Origin of the sequence: Brevibacillus porteri (assembly GCF_003013475.1) — a bacterium.
GTDB classification, from domain to species: domain Bacteria; phylum Bacillota; class Bacilli; order Brevibacillales; family Brevibacillaceae; genus Brevibacillus; species Brevibacillus porteri.
On sequence record NZ_PXZO01000002.1, the window covers coordinates 308,647 to 329,121 of the forward strand.

Below are 20,475 nucleotides of genomic sequence, written 5' to 3' on the forward strand. Positions count from 1 at the left end.
CCCCGACTTTGTGAAGGGAAGGACGCTTTTCGATGCACGATATTTACTTCGATTCGCCGTTGAGATAATGAAAGAACGGTTGATCTACCCAAAATTTGTATGTCTCTACCTTTACTTTGTCATTCAGCTTTTGGAAGCCTTCCACGACTTTTGGTGATTCTTCATTCAGGGAGAAAGACTGCACGACATAACGACCATCTTTTAACACGTTGTTCGTAATGACAGCATAATCTGCCAGCTCCGTGCGGGAATGATAAAGCGGCTGCCACCAAGAAGCCTTAAGCAATCCGGTCATGTCCTCTTGATCCCGTTTGGCATATTTCAAGACAAGTGGCTGGAACTTCTCTTTTTCTTTTACACTGTCGAATTCCAGGCTGAGATCGTACTCCTTGGCGTACGCAATGTAGTTGCCGTTTTCAATCTGAACCACTTGATAATCGGCTGTTTGAACGGGCTCTCCCCATTCCTTCAAGTAAATGAAGGCAGATGTTTTCGGCTCAAATTGAACCTTGGCATTGACGCCTTCACTTTTTAACAAGCCGATTAATTGAATAGCGTGAGCGATATCACTATGTCCATACGTAATCGTGCGCTGTGGATCGAAGTGAGGATTGAATGCGGCATCCTTCAGATTGTAGCCAGTAATCAGGTTTTGCTTCAAGCCTTTGTCTACAAGCTCTTGCAATTCACCGGCTTTAATGATTTGCGATTCGTTCCACGCCTGTGCGAGCTTGCCAAAAATCTCTTCATCGGCGATTGTGCCCAGATAGTTTTTGGCAGAGCCATGGAACTCTGTTACTTTTGCTAGCAATTGACTCGCAAGCTCTGCGGATACTGCCCCTTCTACAGAAGCTGACTTCAAAGCATTGGCGGACACAAGCCCCGTGTCAATAGCTACAGCCAGCTCTTGTGCCGCCTGCAAGGTAAGCGTGCCGCCTTTTTTATACGAAATCCCTGCTTTTTTCAAGGCAGCCGCTACTTTTTCCTCACTATATGTATACCCGAGTTCTTTTAACTCAGCAGCTTTTGCAGCAGCACTTACCGCTTCCCATACAACCAGCTTGGAGGCATCTTTGGATTCAGGCAAGAAAGTTTTGGCTGACAAGTCTTTTTCCGATATACTTGTAGTAGTAGATACGATCTTGAGCAACGCTTTCTCAAATTGCTCGCGAGTTACCGTCTTGTCAAAAGTCACACCGTATTGCTGCTGCAAAAAGCTGTTCCACTCTACGTGTGCTTCTACCGTTGTTTTCGTTGTTGCACCAACTGCAGTTGGAAAAACGAGCGCCGCTGAGAGTACAGCAGCTGAAGTGGAGAGTTGTAGCCATTTCGCTGATCTGTTCATGAAGAATCCTCCTGACGTATGAAGACGAATCATATTAATATTATTCCTATGTGTTTACTAGGTATATAATCAACTACATTAACACTCCTACATTCATCCTGTCAATAACTAGAATAACCCGAAATCCTCCCACAATTGGAGGCTTCGGGTTATTTTTTACTCGTTCTTATTTTTCCAGTTCCGACCATTTGTTTACTTTCACTGGCGGTGTGTAATCTCGCATACGATCTAGCAAAATAGCGGGATCACTCTCACACAGGATCAATTCGCCCTGCATAGCGGGAATAAATCCGGCTTCAGTCGCATGCTCCACCATTTGCATCAACGGTGTATAGTAGCCATCCACGTTCAACAGTCCGATTGGTTTTTGGTGAATGCCAATTTGACCCCAGCTCACCACTTCAAAAATTTCTTCAAAGGTACCCAATCCGCCCGGCAAAGCAATGAAGCCATCAGACAAATCGATCATTTTCGCTTTGCGCTCGTGCATCGTCAGGACCTCATGCAATTCTGTCAGCCCTTTATGTACGATTTCTCCACGGAATAATCCGGTAGGCATGACGCCGATTGCTCTGCCTTCACCTTCCAGAACTGCATTTGCAACGCGTCCCATCAATCCCATGCTAGAACCACCATAGACCAATTCAAGATCACGAGCGACCAGTTCTTTTCCCAACTCCTGTGCGTACCGTTCAAAAAGTGGATTTACACCCGGATTGGAACCTGCATAAACACAAATACGTTTCATGTCATCCTCCCAAAACTTGTTGAAGTAGAATGGCTTTTCCAGAATTTCTTTGCGTGTAATATAATTATACTAAAATCAGGAAGGGACAGATACATATGAATATAACTGAGTTTCAAAAATGGGTCGGAGATTTTTATCAAGAACGTGGTTGGACTGGGTATGGTCCGTTTATTCGTGTGGGATTTTTGATGGAAGAAGCTGGCGAGTTGGCAAGAGCTGTACGCGCCATTGAAATTGGCCGAGATCGTCCTGATGAAGGGGAAAAACCCGCAGACGAAGCTCGGCAGGAGCTGGTGGAAGAGCTGGGCGATGTACTCGGGAATTTAATCTTGCTGGCAAACCAATACGAGGTTCCTTTTGAAGAGATATTGGAAGCACATCGAGCAAAGCTGCAAAAGCGCTATCAAAAATCGGAGACTGAGTAAGAACATGCAGGAGGATTATGACCGAGATGGAATCAGCTACTTGATAGCTATGGAGCATCTTGTTTTCATTTCCAGCTTCATCGTTGAATGAATACAGCGGCAGCCTAGGTTTTTCGCATCTCCTAGTCTGCCGCTGCTTTCGTCTTTTCGTCCAAGCTACTCCTACTCCAATGTATCAAAGGCTTCTTTCATAACCTGTGCAATAAAATCGATATCATCACTCGTCGTGGTAAACGGGGGCGAGAGTGTCAGCACATTATTGAAGCTCGGAATAGTGTCGCCATTGCGACCGATGATTAGCCCACGCTTCTTGCACTCGGCAATCACCTGTGTTAATTTCGCTGGCGCCGCGGGTTCCTTCGTTTTGCGATCCTCTACCATCTCAATCCCCATCAGGAAGCCAAAGCTACGAATGTCTCCAACGTATGGATGATCTGCGAGAAACGCCAGCTTGGCACGCAATTCTGCACCGAGCTCCTCCGCTCTCTCCACCAGTTTTTCCTCTTCTAAAATTTCGAGATTTTTCAGGGCAAGCGCGCATGCCGCCGGATTGCCGCCGAACGTATTGACATGACGGAAATGCAGATTATTCCCCTGCTCATTGAATTTGTCTGCGATTTCTGCCCGCACAGCCGTTGCGGAAAGTGGCAGGTAGGCACTCGTAATACCTTTGGCCATGGTCACGATGTCAGGCTTGATTCCGAAGTTTTGGTGGCCGAACTTTTGACCTGAGCGACCAAATCCGCAGATGACCTCGTCTACGATCATCAACACGCCGTACTTATCGCAGATTTCCCGCACTTTTGGCATGTATTCGGGCGAAGGAACGAGGACGCCTCCCCCGGTAATGGTCGGCTCCATGATGACCGCTGCCACTGTCTTTTCGCCTTCCCAATTGATCACTTGATCGTAATATTCGGCGCACTCCAGATTACATTTGCCGTACGATTTTCCAGCCGGACAGCGATAGCAGTAAGGCGGCGGTACATGAAGGAAGCCTGGTGCTAATGGCTCGTATTTTTCCTTGCGTATGGATTGACCCGTTGCAGCAAGAGCCCCCATCGTATTTCCGTGGTAAGCCCGATGTCGCGAAATGAATTTGTAACGACCCGACTCCCCGTTCTGGTGATGGTATTGACGAGCAATCTTGAATGCGACCTCGTTCGCTTCAGAGCCGCTATTGGAAAAGAAAACGCGATACTCCTCGCCAAGCCATTCGCTGATCTTCTCGGATAGACGAATAGCAGGGACGTGGCTTTGTGTGAGTGGAAAATAAGCCAATTGCTTCAACTGCTCGTAAGCGGCGTCTGCGAGCTCATGTCGGCCATAGCCAACGTTGACACACCACAAGCCAGACATTCCATCCAGGTACCGGTTCCCATCGATATCCGTGATCCACGACCCGCTCGCTTCCGTTACGATCATCGGATTGGGATTGTAGGGGGACATATGGTGCCACATATGCGAACGGTCGGCATTCAGCAAGCTCTCTTTATCAAAATCTTTCGTCACTTGTCCTTGCTCCATCGCGCAATCCTCCTTATTTTTTCGTAAGCGGTTATTTTACAAAAACTTTTTGCGAGCCGATGCTGGTATCTCCATCTTCGAACCATCTGGATGTGACCGTTTTTTTCTTCGTGAAAAAGAGGACGCCATCCTTTCCATTTGCATGTAAATCACCGTAAAAGGACTGCTTCCAGCCTGAGAAAGCAAAGAAGCCCATCGGAGCAGGCACTCCTACATTGACACCGACCATCCCCGCTTCCACCTGCTGAACGAATTCTCTGCCCCATTTTCCATTGTTCGTATAGATGGTCGCCCCATTGCCAAAACGCGATCGACTAATCGTCTCCAAGCCCTCTTCAAAGTCTTTCACACGCATGACACTCAAGACAGGCGCGAAAATCTCGTCTCGGACAATGACCATCTCGGCATCTGCCTTGTCAAAAATCGTTGGCCCGAGGAAGTAACCATCTGGCAGCCTTTTCGCATCCTCGCGACCATCCCGTACCAGCGCGGCGCCAGACGCAACACCTTTTTCAATGTAGTCATGTACTTTGGACAAGTGCGAATCACGGATGACTGGCCCGAGATCGATGCCCACCTCCAAACCATTCCCCATTGCGAGAGCATTGGCTTCCTCGATCAGATGCGTGATCAGCTCATCGGCAATCTCTTCAACAGCTACTACAGCACTGGCTGCCATACACCGCTCTCCTGCGCAGCCGAATGCTGAGCTCGTAATTGTTTTTGCCGCGCGCTTCAAATCCGTGTCAGGCATGACCAAATGGTGATTTTTCGCCCCAGCCAGTGCTTGCACACGCTTCCCGTTCGCCGCTGCTGTCTTGTACACGTATTCCGCAACCGGCTGCGAACCGACGAATGAGATCGCTTTTACGTCCGGATGCTCCAACAAACCATTGACGACATCATGCGCTCCGTTTACGACATTGAATACACCGTCTGGCAGCCCTGCTTCCTTTAGCAGTTCAGCAATTCGAATCGAAGACAGCGGCGTACGCTCTGAGGGCTTCAAGACAAAAGTATTTCCTGCGGTAATCGCAATCGGGTACATCCACATCGGGACCATCACAGGGAAGTTAAATGGTGTAATCCCGCCGACTACCCCCAAAGGAAAACGGATCACCTGACTGTCGATGCTGTTTGCGATATTGGGCAATGTTTCTCCCATCATCAGTGTCGGCATCCCACAAGCGAACTCTACCATTTCCAGCCCACGCAATAGCTCTGCCTGTGCCTCAGGCAGATTTTTGCCGTTCTCCATGGTGATCATCCGGGCGAGTTCATCCTCGTGTTTTACGAGAAGACTATGAAAACGAAACATAATGCGCGCACGATCCACGACAGGCGTAGCACTCCAGCTCACAAACGCTTCCTTTGCAGCAGCAACAGCCTTGTCCACGTCTTCTCTCGTCGATAGTGGCACGCGTGACAACAATTCTCCTGTTGCTGGATTGGGTACATCCTCAAAGCGTGTCGTCAGTGAATCTATCCACTGCCCCCCAATGTAGTTTTTCAACGGATTTCCAACGATAGCTGTGTTCATCTCTTCAACTCCTCACGTTCAATTCATTGACAATTCCATTTTATCCAAAAACAATGCCTGTCAGCACTAGACAAAGCGTAACGCATTACGTAGGGTTAATCATACAGAGTGTAAACGGAAGAGGTGATCCTGATGAGCAACGATTTGCGCCTGACCATTGCAGAAATCATCAAGCGTCCATTGTTTCAACATGCTCAAGTGGTGGCGGGGCATCGCGGCCTGTCCCGACCTGTTCGCTGGGTTCACGTCCTGGAGACTGCCGATACGGGACAGTTTTTAAATGGCGGAGAGCTGATCCTATCTACCGGGCTAGGATTTGGCGAAGAAAAGGAAAAGCGACTTGCGTATTTAACAGAGCTCATTCGGCGAAAAGCAGTCGGGCTGTGCATCGAGCTGGGACGTTACATTCCCTCCATCCCTGAAGATATGCTAGAGTTGGCGAACCACCACCAGCTTCCGTTGCTCGTCTTTCATCAGCCCGTCCGCTTTGTGGACATCACGCAAGATTTGCACGAGTATTTGATCCATGCGCAGATGCAAGCACTTCGCAATCTCGAAGCATACTCTCGCAGTTTGCAACAGCTCAGCCTGCAGGCTGCGGGCATACCCAAGCTATTGCAGCATTTTCAGGTGGCAGTTCAGACGCAGGTCTTCTATTACGCACCAGATGGCTCCACACAATTTGCCCCGGTGGTACCGCATGATGTTGCAGTGGAGATGAGCGATTTGATGCGGTCTCATTTTTCCGAACTGGATAGTAGTGAAGCTGGCGTCCGCTTCCTTTCTCTCTCTGCGACCAGGCAGCTTGCCTATCAACCAGTGATGGCAATGGGTCACGTGCTCGCTTATGTCGGCATTGTTTTGTATGAACGCAGTCCGGATGAGTATTTGCTCCTGACCTTAGACAATACAGTCAGCGCGATGGCCCAAATTTTAATGAGGAAAATGTTTGTGGAGGAACAGGCGCTTGCTACCGAAAACCGGCTGTTTGATGATTTGATTGCCAACCGCTCCATACCTGAGGAACAAATGCGTTCCTTACTCGGTATCACAGGCAGCGGTAAAGCATCGGCCTATCACATGATTCTTTTATCGTTTGAGAAGCCGAAGAACCTGGCCGAGGACTCCCTTCCGCCGCACGATCTGACAGCTATCTTCCGTTCCCTATTGGCTCGTCATCGCTTTCGTCCTTTCATACGTTGCATGGGCCATCGCTTTTACTTTTTGCTAATCGAGCAGCAGCCGCTTGCAGATTCCCGTCGTACCCTGGAAAAAGCCTTTCGCGACGTCAAAAGAATCATGACACAAATGCTAGGAACGGATGTTCAAATATGGATGGGGGTCAGTCGAACCGGAAAACGGTTGTCTGACGCTGGACGACACCTCGCAGAGGCGGAACAGGCACTGGCTTTTTTCCAGGAATCATCCAGTCCGTTTTTCGCTGATCTCGGATTGTTCCGACTCCTGTTCCACGTACCTAGTGAGCCTGTGTTAAAAACCTTCATAAGCGATTACCTAGGCCCGCTGTTAGCCCATGACCAAGCACACGGCTCCTCGCTCGTTCATACGCTGCGTGTCTATTTAGATGTCAACCTGTCCAAGCAGGAGGCTGCGGAAAAACTGTTCATTCATCGACAAACGCTCTATCATCGCTTGGAAAAAATCGAAGAAATTCTCGGTGAGGATTACATGGCAACGCAAAACAGGATTTGCCTGGAAATCGCTCTGCGAGCGCGGGAATGGTTAAGGAAAGAAGAGCAACATCAGTAAAAAAAGACACAACCTTTCATCCGATCAAAAGACGAAGGTTGTGTCTGTTATTTATTTTCCTGGCTTTTTCATATATAGGCGATACTTTGCTTCTTTTCCATCCGTCAACACAACGCGAATATTGTACAGACCGGATTTTTCAAGATTCACCGATAGTTGTTCTGGTTTGTCGGTGCTTGTTGCAGCAGCAAGCTCTTGTGAACGACTGTTATACACGTACAAATCAATATTTGCATCCTCTTCCCACTCTACGGATAATTCCAAATCACCAGGCTCATTAACGCGAATCAAATACTCCATGCTTTTCTGCTTCTTCGTCAGTTTCCCTGTTCGAGCAGGTTCTTTGTCTACAACTGGCGGCTTTTCCTCTTCCTCGTCATCGGCCTTTTGCCATTTTCCCGTTGTTGCTAGCGCATACGGCTGAGGTCCTTTCGGTATGTTATAGCCTTCGACCGTCACGGTGTAGGTTCCCTCTTCCGGCTCGGTAATCCATACTTGCTCGACGTTGTTGAGGTTGTCCACTTCGTCGTTGTACGGGGCCTCAAAAAAGTCGTTGCCGTTCAGTTTTTCTCCACTCGGTGTCGTCACCTTCAGATTCAAATCGTTGACGAGCGCACGCTTTGCGACAATGGCAGCAGGATAATCCGTCCACGCAAGTGTAATTGCCAAAGGCTTAGAATCATCCGAGACCTTGACCTTATATGTAACTTTTTCACGGGTGCGAATGCCGTCCTTCTCGTCCTTGTAATTCGTTTCAATCGCCTGCTCCAGATTGGCTCGGCCGAAGCCTTGCTCTCGCATGTCTTCATCCAAGTTGTCTGCACTCGTCAACAGCATGGCTTTTACTAATGCACCACTCGGATTTTTTTCCCCTTCGTCCTGTAAAAATTCCCGGATTTGTGCCACACCGCCCGCTAAAATCGGCGTAGCCATGCTCGTGCCGTTCATATACGCGTAATGCTCATTAAAACGCTTGTAGAAATTTTTGCTCGGTGCCAGTGAAGAGCGCGTGGACAAGATCGCTGAACCAGGCGCGACAATATCAGGCTTCAAACGTCCGTCGTCCGTTAAGCCGCGACTGCTCGATACCCACACGTCGTCCGCTTTATCGGAGCTCTTCCCCAAGTTGGGCCGAATATTTTCCGTGGCGCCAACGGCGATGACGTTTTTAGCAGTGGCTGGGCTCCCAATCGTTTTATAGCCTTTCTCGCCATCGTTTCCAGCCGCAATTAGCACCGTCATATCTGGATGCTCCCATAAAAAGCGATCAAACAGAAGCGATGACAGGCTGTACGCTCCCCTATCATTCGTTCCCCACGAATTGGAGTGAATACGGGCTCCCTCTTCGTATGCTTCCTGCAAAATCGTCTCGACATCCGTGTTGAGCTTCCCTTTCGCATTCTCTATCGAATGAAAAACGAGCTTCGCACCCGGTGCCGTTCCTTTATACTGTCCATCTGATGCTTCTCCTGTGCCCACAATGGAGCCAGCAACATGCGTACCATGACCGTGGACGTCACTCGCATCATTCGGTCGGCCAATTGAAATGAGCTTCTCAATCTGGCCTTTAAAATCTGGATGCATCGTTTGAAGCTTACCTGTATCCAGTCCGGTATCGGCGACTCCGACAATTTGTCCCTTGCCTGTGTACCCTGTCGAGGTCAGCTTGTCCGAACGAATGATGGTAGCTGCCACATCATTGTGTAGCTTGTTTTCTGGCACAGGGACGACAGCAATAACATCATCTGATTCGACCACTTGTTCAATCGTTTGCTGATCCATCTTTGCGATAGATATATGCGGAGCATCTTCCGGCGTTTGAATGTCGCGTATATCTTGATCCTCCGTCATTTCCGTCATCGCTCGAAACATGTCCACCCGTTGATTGAAACCGATGACGGCAACCTCGACCCGCTCTCTATTGCCTCCTGAAAAGCGAAGCTCTGACGATACTTTGGACTTCGGTGTAAACGCCATGACGTCTTCGACAAAGGACAGCTCCTCGACTTCCCTTCTTACCTGTTCATCCTCAATTTTCGCGATGAAGGCATAATCCGGTATGTAATCACCAAGCGTGACGCCGATATCTTCCAGTTCTTCTTTCCACTCCTCACGAACAGGACCAGATAACTGAATAACGACGAGCTCGGACTCTCTCTTTTTCGACGTAAGCTTGTCCAGTGCAAGACCCTTATCGACTTCGATCTGGATATTGCCCCGACGCTCTCCCTCTTGCTTGGCATCCGCTGGAATGCCTTCCAGCGAAAGTGTCAGAACAAGTGTCGTGCATAAAGCTGCCTGCCATTTTTTTCGCAAACCAAACACCCTTCCCCCATGGCGTAATGTAACCATTTCTATCCATTATAAGAGAAAGGGTGAATTGTCAAAAGAGTAAGAAGGCATAGAGATGGGACAAAAACTAATTTTTTGCCCCATCCTCTTCTACCGTCCACTGTAATAGCGGTTGAAAATCGGCCCATGCCAACTGCATCAGCATTTCTTGATTCCATTCTTGCTTCGGAATATCCATCAGTCGCACAGCCTGGTTCTGGATCGCCTCTTGCAATAGATTATGGCTAAAACGACCGTTGCCATTCAATCGATGATCACTGACTGCTTTATCCAACGACTGCGAGATCATTTCCAGCACGTTCTTCTCAATCGCATACCCTACATCGCATGCAGCCTGTTCAAGAATGTGCACGAGTTCCTTCACGGTGTAGTCGGGGAACGCAATATATTTTTTAAACCGCGACAAAAGGCCAGGGTTGCTCATCAATAATGAATTCATTTCGAGTGGGTAGCCTGCGAGGACCACGACCAGATTCTCTTCGTGTTTGGTCATCTCTTCTACGAGCGTGTCAACCGCTTCCTGCCCAAAATCCCGCTCTCCTCCACCGAGCAGCGAATACGCTTCATCGATAAACAAAACGCCGCCCAAAGCTTCTCGAATTTTTCTGCGAGTAAGCGCTGCGGTCTGACCGACATACCCCGCTACCAAGTCGGCTCTACTCGCCGTAACAAGATGACCACGTTTCAAATAGCCGATTTCTTGCAAAATCTGCGCATACAGTTGGGCAACCGTCGTCTTCCCTGTGCCTGGATTCCCAGTAAAGACGGCATGCAGCTCAATCGGACTTTTCGGCAGGCCTCTTGCTGCACGTTCTTGCTGGACGGACACATACGCAGCGATTTTTTTCAGCTCCGTTTTCACTTGAGCAAGACCAATCAACGCTTGCAGTCTAGCTTCTGCATTCCTTTCTTTTTGCGGCGGATCGAAGCCACGGACATCCTCGGGTTTCAGAATCGTAAAGTCATCCCATTTCAGTTCCTTACCATCTGTCTCGCGTCCTTTGGCAAAGATTGCATCGAGCACGATATTTGTAACTGCCCGTGCATTGCCAAACGTCTCGTCTACTTGCGCTTTTTCAATGCGCTGGCGCAGCGTAATTTTTGCCGCCTCTGTAAGAGTAAAATCGTTCCGTACGGCTACTTCTTCTGCGATTTGCACCAGTTCGTCCGCCTGATAGTCCGGCAGTAAAAAGTGGCCCGTCTCTGGAAAACGGCTATTCAGCCCAGGATTGGCGTACAAAAAATGACGCATTTCTTCGGGATAGCCCGCCAGCATCACGACAAAGCGTCCTGCATACTCGCCACTCGTCATAGCGGATACAAGCGTGTCAATCGCCACTTGTCCGTAATCACTTCCGGAGCTATCTGGGCGCTTCAAGCTGTATGCCTCATCGATAAACAAGACGCCGCCGTCTGCCTGCTTGATTGCTTCCATGACGCGCTGTTCTGTCTGTCCCACGTAAGCGCCGACCAACTGAGAACGATCCACTTCGATGAGCTGTCCCTTTGCCAACAATCCGAGCTCCTGATACAGCTTGGCGATCAAGCGAGCCAAGGTCGTCTTCCCCGTTCCTGGGTTCCCCATCAGCACGAGATGAAGAGGGAGCTGGTCTTTCATATGCCAGCCCTTTTCTTCGCGAAGCTGGCGATACTGTAGAAATTGCGCTAGCTGCCGAACCCGATGTTTGATCTCGTCCAGGCCGATCAACCGCTCCAATTGCTCTAATGCACTCAAATCTTGTTGAGGCGCTTTTTCGCGATCTTCTACCCTTTCGTTCCTTTGCGGCAGGAGATTTTCCTTCTGTTCTTGCTGGTTAGTTAAAGCCCGAATCGTCTCTTGCAATTGGACGAGCATTTCACTGGAGTAAAAGACCCCGGATAAAGACGCTCCATACGCTTGAACACGTTCTTGCAATTGAATTAATAAATTTTGTCGTTCCGTGTATAACAGCACGAGGCCAGCAGCCGTAGCTTCCGTCTCCGCATCGTTCCATTTTTGCGCTGCCTGTAGCGTCTCTTCAGCAAGAGAGCGCCACTTCGTGATGTCTGCCAGCTCATTGGTTGCCTGCTCTTCCAGCACCTCAACTGTTCTCCTGCGCATGACGACGTTATCCGTTTCACGCACGGACTTGAATTCAGTGAGAAAGGCATGGGATCGCAACTGTGAAAAGTACAGCTCGAGCTTAACTTCTCCAGCGTAGCGAAAATCAGGGGCTAGTTGAAGCGCACGATCTACCCATTCAGCTGCCAGCGTATGGCCTCCTGTTTTGTGCATCCGCAAAGCAGACATTCGCGTCAACACCATCGCTTCCATCAAATCAAGCTCTTCGCCTGGATGTTCTTGGCGATGCTGTTCGAGCATTTGCAGGAATGTCAGGCATTCGCCTTCGGATAGTGACTGGATGCTGGACGGATTTTCGCTAAAACCTGCAATCAGTACCCTCGGGTCCCGTTCTTCTTGATGCTGCATCTTTTGATTGCTCCTCCCGCTCCATTGTTTCATCCCTGTTGTAGCATATTTAGCCGAACATGAAAAGTCTGTCCGAACATTAGAACTCCCCTTGCATGCTCGATGCGGTTTTTTTCACCTTTTGACGCGCGAACAAGATCGCCAAAGTGATGAGGATACCGGCTATACCAAATTCAAGCCAGACCCCGCCCCATTCTAACAGCATCGCACCTACAACCGGACCTGCAGCCATCCCCGTATAGCGGATGAAATTGTACACACCAATGGACGTTGCACGCTCTGCTTCAAATACTTCGGATAGCAAAATCGTGTGTGCAGGCATACCTACACCTAAGGTTAAGGCAAACAGCGTACTTGTTACCACAAGCAGGAGAAAAGAAACATCAGCAGCAGTCATAAAAAGAAACATCGCCAAAGCATTTAAACTGGTCGTCACCAGTAATGTTTTACGTGCTCCCCATCGCTTTTGCAATACAGCAGACAGCTTGCTACTGATAATAAAGACGACTGACACGAGCAAGAAAACCAATCCGATTATTTCAACGGAGACTGCGTAATGGTTCGTCAATTGCACAGGGAGAAACAGCAGGAAGCAATAATAGGCATACATTTGGCTAAAACCGATCAAAATGACAGATGCACCAACTGGGTGGAGCAAAATATTACGGAAAGACCCTAGTGTAAAACCGCCTGATGATGTAGTTTGAGCCTTTTTCGTTTCGGGTAACAATACAGCATTGATGACGACGAGAAAGACTGCACAGATCGCCAAAAACAAAAAGACCGCAGAATGTCCGCCGATGCCGCCAATCCAGCCTCCTAACAGTGGACCAAGTGCCGGACTGAGCGCAAGCAGCATCTGATAAGTACCCATCGCAGATGCACGTTGGATTCCTGTAAATATGTCACCAATGATCGTTGCGGCTACGATCGGAATGGCAGCAAACCCCGCCCCTTGTAAAGCCCGGAAAAATAGTAGTCCATAAATAGAATCGACCAGATAGCATCCGATTGACGCGATCGTGAATAGGATCAGGGCAGGTATCATGACACGTTTTCGGCCGAACCGATCGATAAATGGTCCGTAGATGATTTGCATAATCGCGAGCATGACGGTAAAGATTGAAATGGTCCAATTTATCATGGTTGCACTCGTCTGAAACTCTTTTTGCATGGCTGGTAAAATAGGCATGAACAAATTTTGCGCGAACATACCTAGCATTAGCGTTATCCCAAGTAGGTACAGTACTTTTTTTGGATTCATGGTTGCTCTCCTCTTATCTCTTAAATATTGTGTCCTCGGAAACAATTTTCGTAAAAAAATAATGAACACCAGTTGTATAATTCCCCTAATCTTCTGTTGCTTCTCTTATGACCTCATCCAAAAATGCCAATTCAGCTGGAGAATATCTATCCAAAAATCGGTACATGTCCATCTCCAGTCGTTGATGGTAGTGTTCGTGAATCTCGTTTACCATTTCTCCTACTGATGTCAGCCGAAAAAAAACTTCCTTCTGATTGTCTTCGAGCTGATAGCGCTCAAGTAATCCTTTCTTCAAAAGCTTGACTGTTATTTTGGATATCGCACTCTTTGTTACCCCAATATGCTGTGCAATTGTCGTAACATTGACTCGATCTTTTCCCCCTACCTCTTGAAGGACGTGGAGCTCTGTTACGGATAACCTACCAACTTTATCGTAATCAGGTACGCTGCTTTTGATATCGCGCAATAGCATTTCTTCACGCAGCTTGCTGCGCTCCTCCTGTTTATGTAGAAAGGTGATCCAGCGATTCCAAAGCTTCTTTTTCGGGTCCAATGCAGCATCAGCTCCTCATCTATTTCGAACTTTGTTTCCAAGGAAACAAAGTAACCTTATCATGAGATTTCCTTTTGCGCAAGAAAAAACCGCAGCCCTGCATTCGCAAGCTGCGTTCCGAGACCAGTCTCTATCCATTTAGATTGCCCAATTCCTTGTCCGCACTGAAATGAGCACGAGCAGCCTCAAACACTTCACTTTCCGATCCGGCCGAGATTTTAAAGCTCGATACTACTTTCTTGCCGCATCGTACTTGAACATTATACTGTGAATCTCCATCATACGTTGACTCGAAATGATAATCTTCACCATTGACCTGAATGGTTCGTTCCATGGTTACACCTCCCACCTTAGTGTGACCAAGCAACATGGCAATCATCCAATATTTTGTTGCAAGGAAATCGTTTTTCCCGTTGCAGCTGACTCCATGGCCGCTTCGATAATCAAAAGAGCGATAAGCCCATCTTTTCCTCTGTCGTGATGATATGATGCATTTCGTTCGTCGAGCAGTCGCTGATCGCTTGAACCTCAGGATGATGAACGACCTCCTGCCAGCTAGCCGCTACCGTACCCCCGTACTTTGCAACCAGCTTCTGTGCACGATCCGGATTAGCCCTTCGTTTGCAATGAAACCGCAGCCAATAATCCCTACTTTTATGCTCATGATTGCTCCTCCTTTGTGTTGAACCCTTGACAGACTCACCTGTCGTAAAAGTTATTCGCTCTAGGAAGTTGTTAGAGGGCACAACGCTGGTTCAACAGCACTGTGCCCCGTTTCCCTTTTTACAAATCAGCAATGCGATGCGCTTTTTTTCGAGCTACTCTCTTTTCACGAATTCCCTCAAAGATCGAATAAAGAACGGGAACCAAAACTAGCGTTACGAGTGTATGGAAAATCAACCCTGCAATTACCCCGGTAGCAAGCGGTGCCTCTAGTTCCGCTCCTTCCGCAACTGCGAGTCCCATCGGCAGCATACCGAGTATCGCTGTCAGCTTGGTCATAATCACCGGACGAACACGATCGCGCGTGCCCTGTACAATCGCTTCTTCCAACCCCATCCCCCGTGAGCGGAGCAGATTGATTCTGTCAATTAACAAAATCGCATTGGAAACAACAATTCCCACCAGCATGACGAGCCCAATCATCGCCATCTCACCAAAGGTTCGCTGCGTGATCACGAATCCGAGAATGACTCCCACCAAGGCCATAGGCAGTGACAGCATGATAATAAACGGCTGAGATAATCTCCCAAACTGCGCCACCATAATCACATAGATGAGGGAGACGACTGCTACCAAGACGATGATTCCCTGGGTAAAGGTGTTATTCTGTTCCTTCAAATCTCCAGCGATCTCGATCTTGTATCCAGCGGGCAATTCCACAGTGCCCAGCTTCTCATTGATTTGTCTGCCCGCCGTACCAATGTCCGTGCCCAACAGTTCTGCTGACACGGTGATGATTTGTTCTCCTTTTTCATGCTTGATTGTGATCGGAGATTTGCTGAAATGGAAATCGACCAACTCGTGTAACGGCACCTGTGCGCCTGTTTCGGTTCGAATCATCGTGTGTTGGAGTTGATCAGGATGTGTCACCCATGTCTCTGGAAATCTGGCAACAATAGAGGTTTCGATACCATTTTGACTGATTGTGGATAGGGATTGCTCCCCAAGCAGCATACTGATTTGGCTGTCCAATGAATCTGAGTCAACCTGTAATTGCGACATTGCCTCCTGATTTGGTGTCAGCGTTACTTTTTCCTTCCCTTTTTCAAAGTCATTCCGAATGTTGACTACACCGGGGATGCTCCCCAGCATTTCTTCTACTTTTGTGGAAACCGACCGGGAAACCTCTAAATCTTCGCCCGCGACCTGCAACTCAATAGGTGCCGATTCACCTGAGAAGCCAAATGTCAAACTCGTCCGTTCCACTCCGTCAATGGCATTCAAGCGCCCGTTTACTTCTTGCATAAATTCTTCTTTCTCTTGTGTTCGTTGCGATTTGGTCACTAATGTAATATTTAACTCGACGGTCTCTTTCTTTGCCGTAAAAAAGACTTGATTGACGTCGGACAACTCTCTCAACGCTTTTTCCGCTTCAACTGCCGCTGTTCGCGCCTGTTCCAAGCTAGTGCCATCGGGCATCGTGAGCGTGGCAAAAATTTGATTCTCATTGGCATTCAAGCCATTTCCTATTTTTATCAATGGGAAGAGACCCAATGCCCCTACAAACACCGCAAGAGCCACCAGCAATGTGAGAATTCGATGACGAAGGGTTACCAGCAGTAATCGCTGAAAGAGAGAAACAATCCGATTTTTCCCTTTTTCGCTAGGGGACTGCAACTGTTTATCATGTTGAAGAAAACGCTCGGAAAAAATTGGAACAAATAGAAAAGCTGCAATCGTTGACGCAAGAATGGTAGAGGTAACGGTAAACGCAATGGTATGAAGAATAGGCTTCAGCCACTGTTCAAAATCCGCGACCACAAGCGGTAAAAACACAATAATCAAAGTTAATTGGGAAGCAAAAACAGGTGCTATGACTTCTTTTGAGCCCTGAACGATGGCCTGTTTCAGCTGCATTCCCTTTTCTCTCAAATGATAAATACTCTCCAGAACAACGATCGCGGCGTCAACAATCAATCCGATTGACAAACTCAGTGATATCAATACCACCATGTCAATGTTATATCCGGCAGCTTTCAAAGCGATGAAAGTCATCAGGATGGAGAGAGGCAGCGTCGTTGCAATGACCATTGTCACACGCCAATTTCGCAGGAATACCCAGAGCACGAGGATTGCCAATATTCCCCCAATGACAACATCTCGACTCAAATTGGTGATCGCTTTTTTAATAAAGGAGACGGATTCAAACATGACTCTCATCTCGTAGTTTCCGCCCGCCTCATTATTGATTTGCCTCACAACTTCCTCGACTTTTTTCTGTGTAGTGATCAGGTCACTCCCTGCAGCACGCTTTACACTGATTTGTACAAAGAGGTTTCCTTCTGTCATGGAAATAGCGTCCTTCACGCTTCCGCGTAAGTCACTCACCGTTGCCAATTGTTCGAGTGCAACCTTGCCCTTGGGTGTCTTGATCAAAATGTTTTTGAACTCTTCTACATTTTTTAAGCTGTTGTCAATCATCACAACGGTGTCGAACCCCGGATTCTCCAATATCCCCACTGCTTTTTTCCAATTGGCACCCTGAAGCTGACTAACAACATCCGCTGCTGTCGTTCGATAGGCAGTAAGCCGTTCAGGAAGAAATGTTATCGCAACCTTATTTTCAAAACCGTCCTCGGATATGACCACTTCCTTCACACCCGGGACGGATTCTATTCGATCCTTAATGGTCGTTTTCAGCAAGGTGAGCATGGTCTGTGTATCGGTACCCACCATTGCGTAGTCGATTAAGTCCTCATCACCTAAATTGGTTTGCGTGACCGTAACGGTATCCACTACTTTGGGAAACTCGTTGCGCAGCCGATTCACAATATTTTGTGTCTCTTGTTTGACCTTTTCACCTTCCCCATCCTCTGCAAGGATCGAGATGCCAGAAAACCCCGTCCCTGTTTTCGATGAGAAATTTTTAATGCCAGCCACAGATTTCAATTCCTGCTCTATTTTTTTCGTGACCTTTTCCACCATCTCTTCAGGTGGCAGCGCTCCTCCTGAAATATTCACTTCGATCCAAGGCAAATTCGTTTTCGGCACGAGCTCCACGTGGAAGGAAAAGAGAGCACCGATTCCGGTAAGCACGATGAGGAATGTGCACAAATAGAGGATCACTTTTCGTTTCAGCAAAAAGAGAATGACCTTGTCCATCGGTTACTCCCCTTTCACCGTAACGTCTTCTCCTTCGGCGTAGTACGTTATGCCGGAGATTAGGATTTGATTGCCTGACTGAAGACCTGATAGAATCTCGACGTTATTTCCAAAAATTTGCCCAACTTCCACGTCGCGTCTCTTGATTACACCATTCTCGACAACCATGACGAAGCGCTGTGTTTCCTTAATCCCAACGCTTTGGACAGGAACGAGCATTCCATTCACTTTGCGTGACATCTCTACAGTCGCGACCATCCCCTCGATCAACACGTTGTCTTTATTGGAAACAGCTATCTCTACAAGATACTTTCCCGTTTCCTGGTTAAGTACAGGTGAGATAAATGTAATGGTCCCTTTACTTTTGCCCTTTCCCTCCACTGCCACAGGCACCGTGTCCCCTTGCTTGTAGTTTTCCATCACATCTAATGGGACATCGACCTTCAGCTTCACTTCCGAGCTATCAACCAGGTGAATGATACTTTCACCTGGCTGGGCAAGACTACCTGCCTTTTGGGTCACATCGATGACCGTTCCGCTAAATGGCGCGACGAGTTGCGTTTCTTGAAGGGTTTTCTTTGCGAGCTCTACTTCACTGGCCGCTTGTTTCAAATCGGCATCTGCACTGGCAATCTCGTTGACTTCCGCACCCTTTAGCAACTTCTCCAACGTAATTCGCGCCTCTTGTAGCGAAATCTCGTTTTGCTCTTTTTCCGACTGTACACTGTCCAGCTCACTCTGCGAAATAGCGCCGCCCTTAAACAGCTCTTGGGCTGTCTCCCATTTCCGTTGCGCATCCTTCATGCGCTTTTCCTGGCTGTCCACTGCCAAGCGTTGTTTGCTGATGAGATCGGCGCTTGCTCCTTGCAACGTTTTTGAACGCAACGCAGATGCGCTTTGAACCTGGCTTTGTGCCGCTTCCAGCCCTTTTTGATAATAGTTCGTATTTAATGAACTTAATACCTGGCCCTGTGTCACCTTTGCCCCTTTTGTTACGTTCATTCGTTCAATCGTACCAGAAGCCCCAAAGGCTAAATGGCTCTCCTGTTTGTATTCAACGAAAGCAGTAAGTGGTATCGGCAAGGAATCCGTCTGTTTTACGGTGTGCACTTGCACGTTCTTTTGTTTGGTTTGCTCCGTTTCCTGTTTCGTTTCCACTCCACACCCCGTGATGAACATCAGTACAACGGTCAAAACGACATAGTGCATACTCTTCACGTAGAGTCCTCCAAGTAGTTTTGTCATTGTCTTTTTGAATGAAGCTGACATCATATTCTCTCTCTCGTTATCGTGACCTTGCTCAAGCAGACTTGTCTGTCGCAACCACCTGTTCTTCTTTTTTCTTAAAGTATTGACTCACTTGTTTGTTCAGATGAGCGATCAAGGCGATCACGAAAATGACGGCACCTGAGGCCAACAAGAGATACGGCCAGTAAACGGCCTCCAGTAAAATACCGTACAACCAGATCCCAAACGGTACGGCCACTCCGGTAAAAGTCCCGACCACGCCAAACATGCTGGCACGCAAATGCTCAGGCGTGTTCAATTGAACAAAGGTAAAGATCGGGATGTTCCCCATGGAGTTGAAGATGGCGGAGACCAATAAAATCCCGACAAACACGCCCGTAATGATCCACGAGGCGTTACTCATTTCCGGAACAAAAATCGGAAAGATCCACGTCATCAAGAGAATCCCTTGCACTTGAATCAAAAGGAAGATTTTATTCTCAACGTATTTGCTCACCTTTTTCATAGAGACAATAGCCGCTCCGATAATGATCCCGATAAACCAGGAGGACTGAATAAAGGAGAATTGCTCCATCGATACTTTTTCCACTCGATAGGCAATATGCAGCAGCCCTACATACATGAGCGGAGGGAAAATAAAGTTGAGCACAAGGAAAATCAGGAACAAGTACTTGATGACGACCTGTTCACGGATATATTGGAAGACTTCCTTGATTGTTTCTATATAGCTTTGCGTTGTCTCCTGTACAACCTCGGTCTTGCGGAAACGGAGGAACATCTGCATGATCCCTGCTCCGATAAAAGAAAGGCCATCAATCAGCAAAATCATTTCCATCCCGACTAACCCGTAGGCAACCGCCCCTACCAAAGGACCCGCTACATTGAGAATGGCACTGATCGCTTGATAAATAGAGTTCATACTTCCTACTCTTTCTTCGTCTACCAGCTCAGGAATGGATGCTTGCAAAGCGAGATACGTAAAGGCCTGAATGGTACTGATCACGAAGGCGTATCCGACAAACAGCCATAGATTCGTGGGAAACTGAAGGAAAAACAGTAAAAACAAGAGAACGAGCGCACCGCTTAGCAGCTCGGTGACAACCATGATTTTTTTCTTGTTGTGTCTATCAATATAGGCGCCTGCAAAAATATTAATCAGCACCCCTGGCAAGTACGAAAAGCCCAAAACAGTTGCAAATGCAGCGGAAGAACCCGTCACATCCGCAATGTACAGAGCAAGAGCAAATTTGTAGACACCGCTACCTAATTCTGTGATAAAACGAGTAAAAGAAAAGAGAAAAATATTTAATCCGTATCCGTATGATTGGTTGCCCATCTTAACCTCCCTGAATAGTAATCCCTCTAGGTGAAGATCTATATTTCGGCAAGATGAACCCGCTACACCCCA

General features: G+C 47.8%; 14 protein-coding genes. 2 read left to right on the forward strand and 12 right to left on the reverse strand.

From position 1 onward, the window contains the following. Nucleotides 1-43 precede the first annotated feature (43 nt). Both C7R92_RS03535 and C7R92_RS03540 read right to left on the reverse strand, forming a co-directional pair. The gene (locus C7R92_RS03535) at nucleotides 44-1,345 is read right to left on the reverse strand and encodes a hypothetical protein (RefSeq protein WP_106833270.1); all 1,302 of its coding nucleotides are present in this window, start codon (nucleotides 1,343-1,345) and stop codon (nucleotides 44-46) included. 166 nt (nucleotides 1,346-1,511) lie between these two features. After that, nucleotides 1,512-2,093 (reverse strand): LOG family protein, encoded by a 582-nt coding sequence (locus C7R92_RS03540; RefSeq protein WP_017249115.1) that lies wholly within the window; start codon nucleotides 2,091-2,093, stop codon nucleotides 1,512-1,514. Between the two features lie 95 nt (nucleotides 2,094-2,188). On the opposite strand from C7R92_RS03540, the gene C7R92_RS03545 reads away from it, so the two are divergent. Then, nucleotides 2,189-2,518 (forward strand): MazG nucleotide pyrophosphohydrolase domain-containing protein, encoded by a 330-nt coding sequence (locus tag C7R92_RS03545; protein ID WP_106833271.1) that lies wholly within the window; start codon nucleotides 2,189-2,191, stop codon nucleotides 2,516-2,518. A gap of 162 nt (nucleotides 2,519-2,680) precedes the next feature. On the opposite strand, the gene C7R92_RS03550 is transcribed toward C7R92_RS03545, so the two are convergent. Together C7R92_RS03550 and C7R92_RS03555 are read right to left on the reverse strand one after the other, a co-directional pair. After that, nucleotides 2,681-4,045: an aspartate aminotransferase family protein gene (locus C7R92_RS03550; RefSeq protein WP_106833272.1), complete on the reverse strand. Its 1,365-nt coding sequence runs from the start codon at nucleotides 4,043-4,045 to the stop codon at nucleotides 2,681-2,683. A 31-nt stretch (nucleotides 4,046-4,076) separates the two neighbouring features. Further along, nucleotides 4,077-5,585, reverse strand: a complete 1,509-nt coding sequence (locus tag C7R92_RS03555) for a CoA-acylating methylmalonate-semialdehyde dehydrogenase (RefSeq protein ID WP_106833273.1) — start codon at nucleotides 5,583-5,585, stop codon at nucleotides 4,077-4,079. A gap of 132 nt (nucleotides 5,586-5,717) precedes the next feature. On the opposite strand from C7R92_RS03555, the gene C7R92_RS03560 reads away from it, so the two are divergent. Next, nucleotides 5,718-7,355, forward strand: coding sequence for a PucR family transcriptional regulator (locus C7R92_RS03560; protein WP_106833274.1), 1,638 nt, complete (start codon nucleotides 5,718-5,720; stop codon nucleotides 7,353-7,355). Nucleotides 7,356-7,406: 51 nt separating this feature from the next. On the opposite strand, the gene C7R92_RS03565 is transcribed toward C7R92_RS03560, so the two are convergent. From C7R92_RS03565 to C7R92_RS03605, 8 genes are all read right to left on the reverse strand, one after another. Next, a complete protein-coding gene (locus C7R92_RS03565; protein ID WP_106833275.1) occupies nucleotides 7,407-9,680 on the reverse strand; it encodes a S8 family serine peptidase in 2,274 nt (757 codons plus the stop codon). A gap of 94 nt (nucleotides 9,681-9,774) precedes the next feature. Further along, nucleotides 9,775-12,177 (reverse strand): AAA family ATPase, encoded by a 2,403-nt coding sequence (locus C7R92_RS03570; protein ID WP_106833276.1) that lies wholly within the window; start codon nucleotides 12,175-12,177, stop codon nucleotides 9,775-9,777. 79 nt (nucleotides 12,178-12,256) lie between these two features. Next, entirely contained in the window at nucleotides 12,257-13,441 is a 1,185-nt protein-coding gene (locus C7R92_RS03575; protein ID WP_106833277.1) for an MFS transporter, read from the reverse strand. A gap of 85 nt (nucleotides 13,442-13,526) precedes the next feature. Further along, nucleotides 13,527-13,994, reverse strand: a complete 468-nt coding sequence (locus C7R92_RS03580; protein ID WP_069844762.1) for a MarR family transcriptional regulator — start codon at nucleotides 13,992-13,994, stop codon at nucleotides 13,527-13,529. A gap of 130 nt (nucleotides 13,995-14,124) precedes the next feature. Next, nucleotides 14,125-14,328: a hypothetical protein gene (locus C7R92_RS03585; RefSeq protein ID WP_026043127.1), complete on the reverse strand. Its 204-nt coding sequence runs from the start codon at nucleotides 14,326-14,328 to the stop codon at nucleotides 14,125-14,127. 449 nt (nucleotides 14,329-14,777) lie between these two features. Beyond that, nucleotides 14,778-17,819 (reverse strand): efflux RND transporter permease subunit, encoded by a 3,042-nt coding sequence (locus tag C7R92_RS03595; protein WP_106833278.1) that lies wholly within the window; start codon nucleotides 17,817-17,819, stop codon nucleotides 14,778-14,780. A gap of 3 nt (nucleotides 17,820-17,822) precedes the next feature. Continuing rightward, entirely contained in the window at nucleotides 17,823-19,028 is a 1,206-nt protein-coding gene (locus C7R92_RS03600; protein ID WP_244195641.1) for an efflux RND transporter periplasmic adaptor subunit, read from the reverse strand. A 91-nt stretch (nucleotides 19,029-19,119) separates the two neighbouring features. Continuing rightward, the gene (locus C7R92_RS03605; protein WP_106833280.1) at nucleotides 19,120-20,403 is read right to left on the reverse strand and encodes an MFS transporter; all 1,284 of its coding nucleotides are present in this window, start codon (nucleotides 20,401-20,403) and stop codon (nucleotides 19,120-19,122) included. Nucleotides 20,404-20,475: the final 72 nt, after the last annotated feature.